This is a genomic window from Streptomyces sp. NPDC054872 (genome assembly GCF_053610705.1).
Map to the genome: position 1 here is coordinate 355,850 of NZ_JBSGYY010000001.1, position 14,948 is coordinate 370,797.

Below are 14,948 nucleotides of genomic sequence, written 5' to 3' on the forward strand. Positions count from 1 at the left end.
GGCGTCCCCCATCGCGTCCCCCTCACCTCTGGCATCCTCACCACTGGCGTCAGCCGAAGACCCTACTCCTGGCCGTAGGCTCGTAAACAGTCGCGCGAGGGGGGAAGAAGGAGGAATGGGAGTGCCGGTGGAGATCACCTGGTGGGGTCATGCCACCTGCACGGTCGAGGATTCCGGTCTCCGGGTGCTCACCGACCCGTTGTTCGCCCGCCGCCTCGCTCATCTGCGCCGGCGCAGGGGCGCGCTCCCGCCGCCCGAGGCGGCCGTAGCCGACGCCGTGCTCCTCTCCCATCTGCACGCCGACCATCTGCACCTGCCGTCCCTCGCACGGATCACCCCGGGCACCCGGGTGCTGTTGCCGCGCGGCGCACGCCGGCAGGTGCCGGGGCTCGCGCGGCGGCTCTCCCATCTGCGCCTCATCGACGTCGTGCCGGGTGACGAGGTGCGGATCGGCGATCTGGTCGTGCGCGTGGTGACGGCGCGGCACGACGGGCGGCGGCTGCCCGTCGGACCGCATGCCGCGCCCGCGCTCGGCTTCGTGGTGCGAGGTGAGGCGCGGACGTACTTCGCCGGGGACACCGGGCTCTTCGACTCGATGGCCGAGGAGGTCGGGGAGGTCGACGTGGCGCTGCTTCCGGTCGGTGGCTGGGGGCCGTATCTCGGCCATGGTCATCTCGACGCGGGGCGCGCGGCCCTGGCGCTGGCCGAGCTCGCGCCGCGCAGCGCGGTACCGGTGCACTACGGGACGTACTGGCCGATCGGCATGGACGCCGTGCGGCCCCATGAATTCCATACGCCGGGCGAGGAGTTCGTGCGCCAGGCCGCGCGGATCGCGCCCGGGGTGGCGGTGCACCGCCTGGGGCACGGCGAGAGCGTGCGGCCCGAGGTCGCCAAGGGAGACACTCAGTGATCCTCGCCCTGACGGCGCAGGTGGCTCCTGGTTCGACGCAGGCCGTCGGCTATCCGTCGCTGTTCCTGCTCATCGTGGTCGGCGCGCTTGTGCCCGTGGTTCCCACGGGCGCGCTCGTCAGCTCGGCCGCAGTGGTGGCCTTCCATCAGCAGGCGCCCCTCGCGCTGCTCCTGGTGTTCGTGGTCTCCGCGTTCGCCGCGTTCCTGGGTGACATGGCGCTGTACTGGCTCGGCCGGCGCGGCATGCACTCGAAGAACGGCTCTCGCTGGCTCGCGGCGATCCGTGACCGGGCGCCCGAGGAGCGTCTGGCCCAGGCACAGGAGAAGCTCGCCGATCACGGCGTGCTGGTGCTCGTCCTCTCCCGGCTCGTACCGGCCGGGCGGATTCCGGTGATGCTGGCCTGTCTGATGGCGAAGATGCCGCTGCGCCAGTTCGCCCGCGGTGACATACCGGCGTGCCTCGCCTGGGCCGTGACGTACCAACTGATCGGCATTCTCGGCGGCTCCCTCTTCAAGGAGCCGTGGCAGGGCGTGGTGGTGGCGGTCGGTCTGACGGTGCTGATCAGCGTGGCGCCGACGGTGTGGCGCAAGGTCCGCCGGCGCACGGCGTCCTAGGTCCCGTCGTCACCGAGGGGGTTTCATGCGCTGCGCTGTCGCGCGGAGATCGTCGAAGGTCGCGCCCAGTGCGCTCAATGCCCTCCCCACATGCGGCAGTTCGGCCTCGTCCGGTGCGGCGAGGGCCGCGAGGCGCTCCTGCGGGGTCGGGCCGAGCAGAGGCCCGGTGGACAGACGTACACGCAACGCCCCCAGTTCGTCGCCGAAGCGGTGGCCGCCGGGCGCGGGCATGGCGAGGCGTTCACCGAGGAAGTCCTCCAGGTCCTGCGAGTCGCCGACGCCCCGCGCGGCGAGGGCCTGGCGGAGCGGTCCGAGGTCCACGTAGAGGTGACGGCCCGCCCTCGGCGGCCGGGCCAGCGCGCCCGCCGCGAGCACCGTGCGCTGCGCGGCCGCGGCCACGCGCGCGTGCAGGCGGGTCGCGCGGACGAGGCGGTCGGTGACCTCGTCGGGCTCGCCCAGGGCGTAGGCGGCCGCCGCCCCGACCGGCGCCGTGACGCACGCGCCCAGCGCGGTGAGGACGTCCAGGGTGCGGGCCCGCAGCGCCGAGCCCCGGGCCCCGGCCGGGAACCGGGCGACCGCGGCGGGCCAGCCCGGCGGCAGGAACGCTCCGGAGAGATCGGCCAGCACCGTCACGCGTCCGGGATCCATCTCGGCGGGGCTCACGAGGACCGTGTCGTGCGGCCGGTGCAGGGTGTCGCGCCAGGTCTCGTCGCTGACGATGTGCAGCCCCTCGTCCGCCGCCGCCTCCACGGCTTCGTGCAGCACCTCGGGCGGCGGCACGGTGGCGGTGGGGTCGTCGGCGACGGAGAGCACGAGGAGGCGTGGGGTGCCGCCCTCGGCTCGGATGCGGCGAACGGTCTCCAGGAGGGCGAACGGATCGGGGACGCCGCCGCACTCGGCGGGCGTCGGCACGTGATACACCGACCGGCCGAGCAGCCGCGCCTGCGGCGCCCACCAGGCGGGGCAGGGGCGCGGGAGCAGGACGTCGCCGCCGAGGGCGGCGGTCAGCGCGAGCAGCAGGGGCGCGGCACCGGGCGCCGCGACGACCTGGTCCCGCTCCCCCGGCAGCCCGCGCCGGGCCCAGTAACCGCTCGCGGCGTCGAGCAGGGCGGGGCTGCCGCCGGGTGGTTCCGCGTGGGGGCGGCCCGCGGCGCCGGCGAGCACGGCGGCGAGTCCGGGTAGGACCGGGAGGCCCGGCTCCGGCAGGGGAGGCCCGTACCGGACAGGGCCACGGCCTTCGGGTTCCGTCCGCATGTACCCATCGAAACGCGACGGGCCGCTCTCCGCGCGCGGGGGCCGCAGCCGAGTGCTTTCATTCCGGTCTCCGGCCTCCAGATTCTGGATTCTGGTCTCGGGTCTCTGGTCTCCGGTTTCCGGTCTCTGGTCTCGGGTCTCCGGTTTCGGGTCTCCGGTGGAGCTGGGCGGTCAGTTCTCCGCTGCCAGGGCCGCCAGCTCCTTCTCGAGGCCCTTGCCCCGCCTCTCCACCACCGCGGCCGCGACGTCGGCCAGTTTGCGGTTCGTGGTCTGGGAGATGCGGCGCAGCATCGTGAAGGCCCTGTCCGCGTCGCAGGTCAGGACGTGCATGATGATGCCGCAGGCCTGGTCGACCACGGGGCGGGTGCGCAGGGCGGTGCCGAGGTGGTCCAGTTCGGTGAGGGCCGCGCGGTAGCGGCGGTCGCGGACCAGGGCCGTCGTGGCGAGGTCGCCGAGCGCCTGGGCGGGACCGTGCCGGACGTCGTCCAGGGCGCCGGGGCGGAAGCTGAACAGGGTCAGGGTGACCGTGAGGCCCCCGCGCTGGAAGGGGAGCGTGACGCTGGAGCGTACGCCGGAGTCGAGCGCCATGGCGCGGTAGACGGGCCACCGCTCGTCCCGCAGCAGGTCATCGGTCTCCACCGGCGCGCCCTGCTCCTGCGCCGCCGGAATGGGCCCGTCGCCCGAGCGCAGCTGTACGGAGACGAGACCGGCGAGGTCGGGGTGGGTCACCGAAGCGGGGTGGTCGCTGCCGCCATCCGACACGGTCGTGCCCGCGCCGCAGCACGCGGTGGTGCAGCGCACGGCCTGTTCCGCCAGCTCCGAGAGCCTGCGTCCCGGCAGTGCGGACTCCGGTCCCGCCAGGTCGAGGTCCGGTTCCGGTACGAGGGGCATCATGGATTCCTCCTCCTCTTCTCCGCCTTCCCGCGAGTACCCCCGCAAAACGGCCGCAGCGGATACGTTCGGCACATGGCTCAAACGGAGGAGTTCGGTGAGGATATTGCGGATTTCGTGCGCCGCGTCGCCGAGTTGAAGTCGGCGCGCTCCCTGCCGGCGGACGACCTCGGACCCGTTCTCGACGCCGCTCTCTTCGAACTCGACCACGTGGCCGCGCAGTTGCGGCCGCTCTACGAACGCCTCTCCGCCGACGGCCACTTGGGCGGCGGCACTCCCGACCGGGACGAGCAGCGTCTCCTGCGGGCCCTCTTCCAGCGCCTTCCCCTGCCCGTCGCCCTCGTCGACCGGGAGTCGGTGGTACGGCGGATGAACTTCGCCGCGACCGGCCTCACCGGCGTACGCGCGGGGTACGCCACCGGCAAGCCGCTGACCGGATTCCTGCTGCACGCGGACCGGGTCGCGTTCCGCTCGCAGACCGCCGCGGTCGCCCGTGGCGAGGGTGACCGCAGCCTCACCGTCCACCTCCAGCGCGCCCCGCACCTCCCGGTCCGCGCGACGCTCACCGCACTGCGGCCCGGCGCCGAGCCCCGCACGGCGGTCCTGGTGGTGCTGCAGCCGGGCACGCGGCCCGCGGACTCGCACGCGTCGCCCCGGGGTGCCTCACACGCTCCCGCCCCCGACCTCGGCGAGGCGACCCGGCACGCGGCCCGCGTGGATCTCGCGGACGCCATGACCACCGCCCTGCTCACGGCTCCCGCCGGGGACCGCGCGGTCGTGCTCGAACGGGCGGCCGGTGTCCTGCACCCGCGGTTCGCGGACTGGGTGATCGCCGACGAAGGCTCCGCGCGGCAGCGGCGTACGACCGTCCTCGGGCCGAAGGACGCGCCGGTCGGCGACGTCCTCGCACAGCCGCCCGCCGCGTGCCCCCTCGTCGTCGAGGCGGCACGCGGCGGGGCGCCCATGCTGCAGGTGCGTCCGGAGGACCCGGACTCCTTCGGCCCGGACGCGTCCGGCGCCCCCGTCCTCGTACGCGCACAGGTGACGTCCCTGCTGTGCGTGCCGCTGAGGGGACGCTCGGACGGCCCGGTGGAAGGGGTCCTCACGCTGTTCAGGAGCGGGGCGCGGCTCGCCTTCTCGATGGCCGAGGCGCAGACGGTCGACGTGATGTCGCGCCACATCGCCCTTGCCATGGCCGCCCGCCGTGCGAGCCGGGGGACCTCCGGGCCGAACTAGGCGGCGTCCTGCATGACTTCCTCGCGCAACCGGTTGCAGCAGCGGCTGATCAGGCGCGAGACATGCATCTGGGAGATGCCGAGTTGCTCGGCGATCCGGCTCTGCGTCATGTCGCCGAAGAACCGCATGTAGAGGATGTCGCGCTCCCGCTCGGGCAGCGCGGCGATGCGCGGCTTGACGGCCTCGCGGTCGATGACGACGTCCAGCGCGGGGTCGGGCGCGCCGAGTGCGTCGCGCAGCGCGTATCCGTCCTCGCTGCCCGGCAGTTCGGCGTCCAGGGAGAGTGCGGTGAAGCTCTCAAGCGCCTCCAGACCGGCGGCCGCGTCCTCCTCGGAGAGCTGCGCCTTCTCGGCGATCTCGGCGAGGCTCGGCGCGCGCCCGGGGACGGTCTGGGTCAGCTCCTGGCGGGCGAACCGCACCCGGTTGCGCAAGTCCTGTACGCGGCGCGGCACATGGAGGGTCCACATGTGGTCACGGAAGTGGCGTTTGATCTCGCCGGTGACCGTCGGCACGGCATAGCTCTCGAAGGCGCTGCCGCGCTCGGGGTCGTAACGGTCGACGGCCTTGACCAGGCCGAGGGCCGCCACCTGGCGCAAGTCGTCCAGCGCCTCACCGCGGTTGCGGAACCGGCCGGCGAGCCGCTCGGCCATTGGCAGCCAGGCCCTGACCAACTCCTGGCGCAGTGCATCGCGTTCGGGACCGTGCGGCATCTCGGTCAGCCTGCGGAAGGCGGCTGCGGTGTCGGGGGCGTCGTCGTGCGGGTGGCGCTTCGTCTGTCGCGCGTCGGATCGCATGATGCGTCGCAACTCCCTGTTCGGTGCCTTGGGTTGAAGAGTCACCGTGGGGTGGACGCGACAGCGCGACGGGGCACACCCGGGCGAGCGCGAATCGCTCCCACGGACGTGCCTCCGGTCCGAAGCACTGTGAACTCCGCCTGCCCCGAGGCCCGGGAAGCAAACACGTGTGCGCTACGGGGGGGGCGGCACCCGCGGGAGGGGGCGCCGCCCTGCCGCCTTCATGTGGCGCGGCGTACGGCTTCCGCCTCGTCGGCGTTCACGGCGTGCTCGACGGACGGCAGCATCCACTCCTCGTACCGGCCGAGTGCCAGGATCACGCCCAGCATCAGGACCGGGATGAACACAGCGAGTACCGCCATGACTCCTTCCCTCCCAGAGTGCCCGTGGGGGGTGCAGGAGGCGGGTCTCCCCACTTCTTGGGGGCAAACCCGCATGGACCGGCCCCTCAGGGGTACTGCGGCACAACGACCGACCCCCCACAGAAAGGGCCCCACCATGGCTGTTGTCGTAAGGGACGTCATGACACCGGGCGTCGTGGCGGTAGGTCCCGATGCCTCGCTGGTGGAAGCGGCCCAGCTGATGCGCGCGCAGGACATCGGGCACGTCCTGGTGGCCACGTCCGGCCGGCTGGTCGGCGTGCTCACGGACCGGGACATCACGCTGCGGGCCGTGGCTGACGGCGCCGATCCCCTCACCGTCAGCGCGCAGGCCATCTGCACGCCGAATCCGGTGATGGTCGCCCCCGACGACGCGGTGTCGTCGGCGGTCAGCCTGATGCTGGAGAACGCCGTGCGCAGGTTGCCCGTCGTCGAGGACGGAACGCCGGTGGGCATGGTGACACTCAGGGATCTCGCCGCCTCGGCCTGAGGCGGGTCCGGTTGCACGGATGGTGCAGGGGGAGCGACCGGACCCGCGGCACGGGCCCGGCCCGGCCTGAGGCCGGGCCGGAACGTCCCCGGTGGTCCGTCACGGTCACAGCCCCGGGGCGGGTTGAGGACCCGTGGGCGGCGACCGGCCCGACCGGTGACAGGTAAAACGATAAATCGCTGCCCCGGTGGTCACGATCCGCTGAGCGCGCCCGCTGTCCGAATAACGCAGGCTCCGTTGACCCGCGCTCCGGACAACGCACCCCGGGGATCCGGATTCAGCCCCGCAGCGTCCGGGACGGCAGCTCCCCGAAGCGGGCGTGGTACTGCTCGGCGAACCTCCCCAGATGGCTGAAGCCCCACCGGTGCGCCACCTCGCTCACGCTGAGCGCGCCCGGCTCCGCCTCCCGCAGTTCGTCGCGCACGCGGATCAGCCGTACCTCCCGTACGTACGCCATGGGGGACATCCCCACATAGCGGCGGAAGGCCTCCTGGAGCCGGCGCACCCCGACGTGCGCCTCGGCGGCGAGCCCGGCGGGCGTGAAGGGGTGCTCGGGCCGCTGCTGCACGGCGTCCATCGCGCGCTTCACCGGCGCCGGGCGCAATCTCCGCTCAGGGAAGGTGAGTTCGTCGCGGTAGGGGTGGTCGACGGCGAGCAGCAGCCCGCTCAGGATCGCCTCCTGCAGGGGCGCGGCGACCAGGGGCGACGCGTAGAGGGACGGCTGGTCCGGCCCAGCGCCGGGCTCCGCGCGCAGATCCCCGATGACCGTGGTGACGAGCCGGGCCCAACTGCGGCCCGGGCCACGGGTGATGTCCAGCTCGGGGGCGAGGGTCAGCGGGACGCGGGGCGGCCGGCCGAGGAGCTGCTCGAGACGCTCTTCGAGCGCCTCGCGGTCCATCTTCACCGCGAGCACCCGGCAGTCGCCGGTCCACCGCTCCACCACCGTGTCGCCGACGGGCTGGAACACCCCGGCCCGCTGAGCCGTCGCGACGGTGCTCGCGCCGCCGCCCTGCCTGAAGCGCATGTGCCCGCCGAGCGGGATGTTCACGTGATACGCGCCCAGTTCACCGACCCGCATCCACACATCGGCGCCGCAGCTGAGCTCGCCGACGGTGAGCGCACCGAGCCGCCCGATGTCGAACTCGGCACGGAAGGCGCGCGGCCCGTCGAGGACATCCATGAAGTTGCTGTAGAACGCGGCACCGATCACCTGTCGCGCCTCGTCCACGTCCGCGGTCCTGAAGGGCGTCCTCAGCACCTGGGCACTCACGCGTGACTCACCGCTCCCCCGACATCGTTGACGCTCCCCCGCTGCTACACCTGGCGCCCCACCAGACTCAGCAGCTCCGTCTGTGCGTCGGCGTCCTGCGGCGGTTCCACCGCGGGGGCGAAGAGCCCACTCTTCGCCAAGTCCGCAGCGTACGGCTTGATTTCGTGCAGGGAGAAGGCGACGAGGTCTTCCGGAAGGGTTTCGTCCGCGCCGATGGCCCGGGACAGGTCCCAGGCGTGCACGACGAGATCGGTGATCATCTGCCCGCAGTAGAAGTCGGCCGCGGTGTCGCCGAAGGAGAGGTGCACCGTGCGGTAGATGGCGCCCGGCTCGCCGAACGCCTCCTGGGCGGCGGCTGCCGCCGTGTCCCAGGATGCGACGGGGTCGGGGCCGAGCACGTCTCCGTCGAAGGCGTCGCCGACGGAGGTGATGGTGGCGCCGTCGCGGACGAGGGAGGGCACCCAGAGCTGCTCGGTGGTCAGGTGATCGACGAGGTCGCGCACGGACCAGTCGGTGCACGGCGTTGCCGCGTCCCACTGGTCGGGCCCGATCGCGTGCACCCGGTCGCCGAACAGGTCGAGGGCGGCGGCGTGCCGGTCGAGGAGCTCGCGGTCGTTCAGGTCGGACGGGCCAGCTGTGCCAGTCGTGTCTGCCATACCCGCCATTGTCCTCCCACGGCCAAGAGCCGCTACCGCTTGCGCTCCACGCGGCGCTCGTCCCACACCGGCTCGGGCGTCTCGCGCACGAGACCGTCGCTGCCGAAGACGAGATAGCGGTCGAAGGAGCGGGCGAACCAGCGGTCGTGCGTCACGGCGAGGACCGTTCCCTCGTACGCCTCGAGACCTTCCTGAAGGGCCTCGGCGGACTCCAGGTCGAGGTTGTCGGTGGGCTCGTCGAGGAGCAGGGCGGTGGAGCCCTCCAGCTCGAGGAGCAGGATCTGGAAGCGCGCCTGCTGGCCGCCGGAGAGCCGTTCGAAGCGCTGTTCGGCCTGCCCGGTGAGCTCGTACCTGCGCAGCCGCGACATGGCGGGGCCCTTGGCCTGGGCGTGCTCGCGCCACAGGATGTCCAGGAGCGTGCGGCCGAAGAGCTCCGGGTGGGCGTGGGTCTGCGCGAAGTGGCCGGCCACGACGCGCGCGCCCAGCTTCCAGGCGCCGGTGTGCTCGACGTCGCCGCCCGCGAGCAGGCGCAGGAAGTGCGACTTGCCCGAGCCGTTCGAGCCGAGGACGGCGACCCGCTCGCCGTAGAAGACCTCCAGGTCGAAGGGCTTCATCAGGCCGGTCAGCTCGAGCCCCTCGCAGGTGATGGCCCGGATGCCGGTACGCCCGCCCTGCAGTCGCATGGTGATGTCCTGCTCGCGCGGCGGCTCGGGCGGCGGCCCCGCCTCCTCGAACTTGCGGAGGCGGGTCTGCGCGGCGGCGTACCGCGAGGCCAGCTCATGGCTGATGGATGCGGCCTGGCGCAGGCTGAGGACCAGCTTCTTCAGCTGCGCGTGCTTCTCGTCCCAGCGCCTGCGCAGCTCCTCGAAGCGCGCGAAGCGCTCGCGCCGCGCCTCGTGGAAGGTGTCGAAGCCGCCGCCGTGCACCCAGGCGTCGGCGCCCGCGGGCCCCGGCTCGACGCTGACGATCTTCTCGGCCGCGCGGGCGAGGAGCTCGCGGTCGTGCGAGACGAAGAGGACGGTCTTGCGCGTCTCCTTGAGCCGCTCCTCTAGCCAGCGCTTTCCGGGTACGTCGAGGTAGTTGTCCGGCTCGTCCAGGAGCAGCACCTCGTCGCCGCCGCGCAGCAGGGCCTCGAGCACGAGGCGCTTCTGCTCACCGCCGGAGAGCGTGCGGACCTCGCGGAACTGCGCCTTGTCGTACGGGATACCGAGCGCGGCCGTCGTGCACATGTCCCAGAGGGTCTCGGCCTCGTAGCCGTGGGCCTCGGCCCAGTCGGACAGCGCCTGGGCGTACTGGAGCTGGGCGGCCTCGTCGTCGACGGTCATGATCAGGTGTTCGGCCACGTCGACGGCCTTGGCGGCATCGCGGATGCGGGGGTTCGACACGGAGACCAGCAGGTCACGCACCGTCGTCTCGTCGCGCACCGACCCGACGAACTGCGGCATGACACCGAGGCCGCCGCTGACGGTGACGGTGCCGCCGTGGGGCTGGATCTCGCCCGAGATCAGCCGGAGCAGGGTGGTCTTGCCCGCGCCGTTCGCCCCGACGAGGGCGACGATGGCGCCCTCACCGACACGGAAGGAGACATCACCGAGCAGCGCTCGGCCGTCCGGCAGGTAGTACTCGATGTGCGCGGCTTCCAGATGTCCCATGCGGGGGATTCTCCGTGGGGGGCGCGCGTTGCCGCAAATGCGTTTCCCCTCCCTCTTCCGGTCCCTCTTCCGGCCCCTCCATTTCCGGCCGACCCTTTCCGGCCCCCGGACGCCGGGCGGGGTGGACGGTCCGTCCCGCCCCTACTCAACTGCTGCCCACATAGTGATACGCGGGTCTCATTATGCGACATGGCGGCGTACCGTTCGGTCCACCGCAGCGAGCGGCAGCGAACGTGAAGGAGTTCCCGCCATGCCGGAGGAGACCGCCGTCTACACGCACGGACACCACGAGTCCGTCCTGCGCTCCCACACCTGGCGGACCGCCGCCAACTCGGCCGCCTATCTCGTCGACGCGGTGAAGCCACACATGCGGATCCTCGACATCGGCTGCGGACCCGGCACCATCACCGCCGACCTGGCCGCGCTCGTGCCCGACGGCCGTGTCACGGGCGTCGACCACGCGCCCGGCATCCTGGACCGGGCCCGCGCGACAGCGTCCGAACGCGGCCTGCGGAACGTGGAGTTCGCCGTCGCGGACGTCCACGACCTGGACTACCCGGACGACTCCTTCTGTGTCGTCCACGCGCATCAGGTGCTCCAGCACGTCGGCGATCCGGTGCGCGCCCTGCGCGAGATGCGGCGCGTCTGCGCGCCGGGCGGCATCGTCGCCGCACGCGACGCGGACTACTCGGCGATGGCCTGGTACCCGAGGCCCCCCGCCATGGACGGCTGGCTCGACCTGTACCGGCGGGTGGCCCGCGCCAACGGCGGCGAGCCGGACGCGGGAAGCCGCCTCAAGTCCTGGGCCCTGGAGGCCGGTTTCGACGACGTCACCGCGAGCGCGAGCACCTGGTGCTACACCTCGCCCGAGGAGCGTGCCTGGTGGAGCGGCCTCTGGGCGGACCGTACGGTCGCCTCCGGCTACGCGGATCTCGCCGTGCAGGGCGGACACACCGACGCCGGTGAACTGCGGGCCTTCGCCGACGCGTGGCGGGAGTGGGGAGAGCGGGAGGACGGCTGGTTCGCCGTACTGCACGGGGAGATCCTCTGCCGGAAGTGACGGGGCGCTGCCGGCGCGACGAGCCTCAGCCGTGCAGGGCACGCAGTTTGCGGCGGGCCGGGCCGAGGGCGCGCCCCGAGCGCAGGAGGCCCGCCCAGGGATCGGTGCGCGCCTGGTCGACCGCGTCCGCGATGGTCCAGCGGCGGGCGCCGAGCGCGGGGTCGTCGATGTCCTCCCAGGCGACGGGCACGGCGACCGGGGCGCCGGGTTCGGCACGGACCGAGAAGGGGGCCACGGCGGTCTGCGCGTACGCGTTGCGCTGCACGTCGAGGTAGAGACGGTCGCCGCGGTCCTTCTTGCGGGCGGCCGTCGTCAGCTGCTCGGGGTGGGCCCGGGCGAGCGCTTCGGCGACGTCCTTGGCGAAGGCGCGTACGTCGTCGAAGTCGTGCCGGCCGTTGAGGGGCACGAGGACGTGCAGTCCGCGCGAGCCCGTGGTCATCAGGGCGGACGGCAGTCCTACGTGGTCGAGGAGTTCACCCAGGAGACGCGCCGCCTCACGGACCGGGCCGAAGTCGTCCTCGGCCGGGTCGAGGTCGAAGACCAGCCGGTCGGGATGGGTGACACCGCCCGAGCCTCCGACCCGGGACGTCCAGCGGTGCAACGTGAGACAGGCCTGGTCGGCGAGGTAGAGGAGCGTCGCGGTGTCGTCGCACACCGTGTGGGTGACGGTGCCGCCCTCCTTGGCGACCTCGGCGCGGGTGATCCAGTCCGGGTAGTGGTCCGGGGTGTCCTTCTGCATGAAGCGGGGGCCGTCGACGCCGTCCGGGTGCCGCTCCAGCATCAAGGGGCGCCCGCGCAGGTGGGGCAGCATGAACGGGGCGACGGCCCGGTAGTAGTCGGCGAGGTCCCCCTTCGTATGACCCGCTCCCCCGCCGTCGGGGAAGAGGACCTTGTCGGGCCGGTGCAGCCGTACGGTGCGGCGGCCCGCCCGCAGGGTTCGTGCGCTGGTCATGTGGGGTTCCTTTCATGCTGCACAGGGGTGCTGACAACACCCGAAGAGGGGGGTCGGCGGGCGTGCCCCGGGCCACGGTCAACCGGAACCATCGAGGCAGACGGTTCAGGGTGGACCGCAGTGAGCGAGGCACACCATGGCGAACACGACGCAGAGACACCCGGGGCACCGGCCGGCGCGGCGGGGCGGCGGTGAACCCTCCGCCCCGCCGCCCGTCCACGCCGCGTTCGCGCTCTGGATCACCGCGGTCGTGGCGGGCTTCTTCGAGACGGTGCTCATGGCCGGCGGCCTGATGGCCGACGGCGACGCGTCCGCCGGGGAACTGGCGGGCGGCCTGCTGCTGCGGATGGCCGTGTTCTCGGCGGCCGTCCTGACCGCCGTCCAGCTGCGCCGCGGCAGGAACTGGGCGCGTCTGACGCTGGCCGTGGGCCTCGGCGTCCTCGGCACGCTGTCCCTGGTGGTCGAGCCGCTCCGGTGGCTGGCCGACGGACACTCCCCGGGGGAGGCCTTCCGGGACCTGGGGGCGGTGGACGTCCTGTTCGGCGCGAGCCGCGTGCTGCATCTGAGCGCGGTGCTCGTCGCGACGGTCCTGATGTTCCGGCCCACGTCCAACGCCTGGTTCAGGGCGCGGACAGCGCGGTCGGTGGGCTCGACGGGGCCCGGCAGGCGCTGACCGGCCTCACCGCACGACCGCCTGCTCCACGAGGAGCCGCGCCGCCGCGGCGATGGACTCGGCGTCGATGCCGGCGAGGTGCAACTGCTCCTCGGGGGACGCCGATCCGGGCATCGTGTTCACCGCGAGCCGCACCAGGCGGGGCACCGGTCCGCCGTCGCCGAAGGCCTCGACGACGGCGTCGCCGATGCCGCCCTCCGGCCGGTGGTCCTCGACGGTGAGCAGACAGCCGGTGCGTTCGGCGGCCTCGCGCAGGGTGGCGCGGTCGACGGGCTTGACCGAGTACAGGTCGATGACCCGCACCTGGATGCCCTCGCGGTCGAGGTACTCGGCCGCGGTCAGCGCCTCGTGCACGGTCACGCCGGCGGCGACCAGCGTGAGCCGGTCGTTGTCGGACGAGCGCAGGGTCTTGGAGCCGCCGACGGGGAACTCCTCCCCGGGGCCGTAGATGACGGGCGCGTCCCCACGTGACGTACGCAGGTACCGCACGCCGTCCAGGCCCGCCATCTGCGCGACGAGCTTGCCCGTCTGATGGGCGTCGCACGGATACAGGACCGTCGAACCGTGCACGGCGCGGAACATCGCCAGGTCTTCGAGGCCCATCTGGGACGGCCCGTCCTGGCCGATGGCCACACCCGCGTGCGACCCGACGAGGTTGATGCCGGCGCCGCTGATCGCCGCCATGCGGACGAAGTCATGGGCGCGGGTGAGGAAGGCGGCGAACGTCGACGCGTACGGCACCCAGCCGCGGGCCGCCAACCCCACGGCCGCGGCGACGAGTTGCTGCTCGGCGATGTAGCACTCGAAGAAGCGGTCGGGGTGTTCCTTGGCGAAGTACTCGGTCCGCGTGGAGTCGCCGACCTCCCCGTCGAGGGCGACGACGTCGCCGCGTGCGGCGCCGAGCGCGGTCAGCGCCTGGCCGAAGGCGGTGCGGGTGGCGACGGAGTCGCCCACCTCATGGCGCGGCAGTTCCAGATGGCCGCTGCGTGTCGCGTGCAGCGCACGCGCGGCGGCGGGCTTGCGCACCTCCACCCGGACGTCGGCCGCGCCGCCCAGCTCCTGGATCGCGGCTGCCGCATCGGGCAGGGGTTTGCCGTGCAGGCCCTCGCGGTCCTCGGCGGCGGCGACTCCCTTGCCCTTGACGGTGCGGGCGAGGATGACCGTGGGCTGCCGGGTGGTGGAGCGGGCCTCCTGGAAGGCTCGGTCGACCTCCTCCAAGTCATGGCCGTCGGCCTCCACGACATGCCAGCCGAAGGCGGCGAACCGGCGTGCGTAGGCGTGCAGATCCCAGGCGTGGCGGGTGGGGCCGCGCTGCCCGAGACGGTTCACGTCGACGACGGCGGTCAGATTGTCCAGGTGCTCGTACCCCGCGTGCTCGGCGGCCTCCCACACCGAGCCCTCGGCCAGCTCGCTGTCGCCGCACAGCACCCAGACCCGGTAGGGAATGCGGTCGAGGCGCTTGCCCGAGAGGGCCATGCCCACGCCGACGGGAAGCCCCTGACCGAGGGAGCCGGTGGCGACCTCGACCCACGGCAGGCGGCGCGGCGTCGGGTGCCCTTCGAGACGGCTGCCCTGGGCGCGGAAGGTCAGCAGTTCGTCGTCGGTGACGACGCCCGCAGCCTTGTACGCCGCGTAGAGGAGGGGCGAGGCATGCCCTTTGGAGAGGATGAAGCGGTCGTTGCCGGGATGGTCGGGCCGGTCGAAGTCGTACTGCAGGTGGCGTGCGACGAGCACCGCCATCAGATCGGCGGCGGACAGCGAGGAGGTGGGGTGCCCGGAGCCCGCGGCATCGGCGGCCCGGACGGAATCGACCCGCAACTGCCGGGCGATCGGGGCCAGTTCACTGGTGGTCATGGCGGGTCCTCCTCGGGTGGGGCGGGTGGTTCCGGCGGTCCGCCGGGCGCGTCGGCCGTCGGTTCCTGTCGGGCGTGACCACCGACGGCACCGGCACGCGGGCCCTTCGGGTTGCCCTTGCGCCCCGCCGTCAAACACCGCGGCGACGCGGGGTGCGATCCGGGGCCGGTCCGGTTTGCCCGCCCGGCTTCGGGATACCCGTATGGAGCGCCGTCGCAGGTGCGGGGGGTTCGAACCGGCCCCGCGCCGCCCCGCGCCCCCC

15 protein-coding genes are annotated in these 14,948 nt (G+C 72.9%); 6 read left to right on the forward strand and 9 right to left on the reverse strand.

Features of this window, described 5'->3' with window-relative positions; translation table 11 throughout:
* Positions 1–121: 121 nt before the first annotated feature.
* A complete protein-coding gene (locus ACWGIH_RS01515) occupies positions 122–910 on the forward strand; it encodes an MBL fold metallo-hydrolase (RefSeq protein ID WP_453446139.1) in 789 nt (262 codons plus the stop codon).
* Complete coding sequence (locus tag ACWGIH_RS01520; RefSeq protein ID WP_453446025.1) at positions 907–1,524, forward strand: DedA family protein; 618 nt, start codon at positions 907–909, stop codon at positions 1,522–1,524. The genes ACWGIH_RS01515 and ACWGIH_RS01520 overlap by 4 nt, the downstream gene beginning before the upstream one ends.
* A gap of 9 nt (positions 1,525–1,533) precedes the next feature.
* On the opposite strand, the gene ACWGIH_RS01525 is transcribed toward ACWGIH_RS01520, so the two are convergent.
* Positions 1,534–2,778 carry an aminotransferase class I/II-fold pyridoxal phosphate-dependent enzyme gene (locus ACWGIH_RS01525; RefSeq protein ID WP_453446024.1) on the reverse strand — a complete coding sequence of 415 codons (1,245 nt, stop codon included), beginning with the start codon at positions 2,776–2,778 and terminating at the stop codon, positions 1,534–1,536.
* Positions 2,779–2,949: 171 nt separating this feature from the next.
* Positions 2,950–3,669 (reverse strand): ANTAR domain-containing response regulator, encoded by a 720-nt coding sequence (locus ACWGIH_RS01530; RefSeq protein ID WP_453446138.1) that lies wholly within the window; start codon positions 3,667–3,669, stop codon positions 2,950–2,952.
* A gap of 75 nt (positions 3,670–3,744) precedes the next feature.
* Between ACWGIH_RS01530 and ACWGIH_RS01535 the strand changes: the two genes are divergently transcribed.
* The gene (locus tag ACWGIH_RS01535; protein WP_453446022.1) at positions 3,745–4,905 is read left to right on the forward strand and encodes a PAS domain-containing protein; all 1,161 of its coding nucleotides are present in this window, start codon (positions 3,745–3,747) and stop codon (positions 4,903–4,905) included.
* On the opposite strand, the gene ACWGIH_RS01540 is transcribed toward ACWGIH_RS01535, so the two are convergent.
* Both ACWGIH_RS01540 and ACWGIH_RS01545 read right to left on the reverse strand, forming a co-directional pair.
* Complete coding sequence (locus ACWGIH_RS01540; RefSeq protein WP_453446021.1) at positions 4,902–5,699, reverse strand: RNA polymerase sigma factor SigF; 798 nt, start codon at positions 5,697–5,699, stop codon at positions 4,902–4,904. The genes ACWGIH_RS01535 and ACWGIH_RS01540 overlap by 4 nt on opposite strands.
* Positions 5,700–5,920: 221 nt before the next feature.
* Positions 5,921–6,061: a hypothetical protein gene (locus ACWGIH_RS01545; RefSeq protein WP_453446019.1), complete on the reverse strand. Its 141-nt coding sequence runs from the start codon at positions 6,059–6,061 to the stop codon at positions 5,921–5,923.
* 136 nt (positions 6,062–6,197) lie between these two features.
* Here ACWGIH_RS01545 and ACWGIH_RS01550 point away from each other — a divergent pair, with 136 nt between their 5' ends.
* Entirely contained in the window at positions 6,198–6,569 is a 372-nt protein-coding gene (locus tag ACWGIH_RS01550) for a CBS domain-containing protein (protein WP_453446017.1), read from the forward strand.
* 277 nt (positions 6,570–6,846) lie between these two features.
* On the opposite strand, the gene ACWGIH_RS01555 is transcribed toward ACWGIH_RS01550, so the two are convergent.
* From ACWGIH_RS01555 to ACWGIH_RS01565, 3 genes are read right to left on the reverse strand one after another with little or no spacing between them, the layout of a single operon-like run.
* Entirely contained in the window at positions 6,847–7,839 is a 993-nt protein-coding gene (locus tag ACWGIH_RS01555) for an AraC family transcriptional regulator (RefSeq protein ID WP_453446016.1), read from the reverse strand.
* A gap of 44 nt (positions 7,840–7,883) precedes the next feature.
* A complete protein-coding gene (locus ACWGIH_RS01560; RefSeq protein ID WP_453446014.1) occupies positions 7,884–8,495 on the reverse strand; it encodes a TIGR03086 family metal-binding protein in 612 nt (203 codons plus the stop codon).
* Positions 8,496–8,527: 32 nt separating this feature from the next.
* Positions 8,528–10,147 carry an ABC-F family ATP-binding cassette domain-containing protein gene (locus ACWGIH_RS01565; RefSeq protein ID WP_453446012.1) on the reverse strand — a complete coding sequence of 540 codons (1,620 nt, stop codon included), beginning with the start codon at positions 10,145–10,147 and terminating at the stop codon, positions 8,528–8,530.
* Between the two features lie 250 nt (positions 10,148–10,397).
* On the opposite strand from ACWGIH_RS01565, the gene ACWGIH_RS01570 reads away from it, so the two are divergent.
* On the forward strand, positions 10,398–11,207 hold the full coding sequence (locus ACWGIH_RS01570) for a class I SAM-dependent methyltransferase (RefSeq protein WP_453446010.1): 810 nt from the start codon (positions 10,398–10,400) through the stop codon (positions 11,205–11,207).
* Positions 11,208–11,232: 25 nt separating this feature from the next.
* On the opposite strand, the gene ligD is transcribed toward ACWGIH_RS01570, so the two are convergent.
* A complete protein-coding gene (gene ligD, locus ACWGIH_RS01575) occupies positions 11,233–12,159 on the reverse strand; it encodes a non-homologous end-joining DNA ligase (protein WP_453446008.1) in 927 nt (308 codons plus the stop codon).
* A gap of 136 nt (positions 12,160–12,295) precedes the next feature.
* Between ligD and ACWGIH_RS01580 the strand changes: the two genes are divergently transcribed.
* Entirely contained in the window at positions 12,296–12,832 is a 537-nt protein-coding gene (locus ACWGIH_RS01580; protein WP_453446007.1) for a hypothetical protein, read from the forward strand.
* Positions 12,833–12,838: 6 nt separating this feature from the next.
* Here ACWGIH_RS01580 and ACWGIH_RS01585 read toward each other — a convergent pair whose 3' ends face one another.
* Complete coding sequence (locus ACWGIH_RS01585) at positions 12,839–14,686, reverse strand: transketolase (RefSeq protein WP_453446006.1); 1,848 nt, start codon at positions 14,684–14,686, stop codon at positions 12,839–12,841.
* Between the last annotated feature and the right edge of the window lie 262 nt (positions 14,687–14,948).

What these genes read in the sequence shown, in the direction of transcription:
- ACWGIH_RS01570 (WP_453446010.1), top strand. Translation starts at nt 10,398, where the DNA reads ATGCCGGAGGAGACCGCCGTCTACACGCACGGACACCACGAGTCCGTC.
- ACWGIH_RS01585 (WP_453446006.1), bottom strand. Translation starts at nt 14,686, where the DNA reads ATGACCACCAGTGAACTGGCCCCGATCGCCCGGCAGTTGCGGGTCGAT.
- ACWGIH_RS01550 (WP_453446017.1), top strand. Translation starts at nt 6,198, where the DNA reads ATGGCTGTTGTCGTAAGGGACGTCATGACACCGGGCGTCGTGGCGGTA.
- ACWGIH_RS01525 (WP_453446024.1), bottom strand. Translation starts at nt 2,778, where the DNA reads ATGCGGACGGAACCCGAAGGCCGTGGCCCTGTCCGGTACGGGCCTCCC.
- ACWGIH_RS01535 (WP_453446022.1), top strand. Translation starts at nt 3,745, where the DNA reads ATGGCTCAAACGGAGGAGTTCGGTGAGGATATTGCGGATTTCGTGCGC.
- ligD (WP_453446008.1), bottom strand. Translation starts at nt 12,159, where the DNA reads ATGACCAGCGCACGAACCCTGCGGGCGGGCCGCCGCACCGTACGGCTG.
- ACWGIH_RS01545 (WP_453446019.1), bottom strand. Translation starts at nt 6,061, where the DNA reads ATGGCGGTACTCGCTGTGTTCATCCCGGTCCTGATGCTGGGCGTGATC.
- ACWGIH_RS01565 (WP_453446012.1), bottom strand. Translation starts at nt 10,147, where the DNA reads ATGGGACATCTGGAAGCCGCGCACATCGAGTACTACCTGCCGGACGGC.
- ACWGIH_RS01530 (WP_453446138.1), bottom strand. Translation starts at nt 3,669, where the DNA reads ATGCCCCTCGTACCGGAACCGGACCTCGACCTGGCGGGACCGGAGTCC.
- ACWGIH_RS01580 (WP_453446007.1), top strand. Translation starts at nt 12,296, where the DNA reads ATGGCGAACACGACGCAGAGACACCCGGGGCACCGGCCGGCGCGGCGG.
- ACWGIH_RS01560 (WP_453446014.1), bottom strand. Translation starts at nt 8,495, where the DNA reads ATGGCAGACACGACTGGCACAGCTGGCCCGTCCGACCTGAACGACCGC.
- ACWGIH_RS01540 (WP_453446021.1), bottom strand. Translation starts at nt 5,699, where the DNA reads ATGCGATCCGACGCGCGACAGACGAAGCGCCACCCGCACGACGACGCC.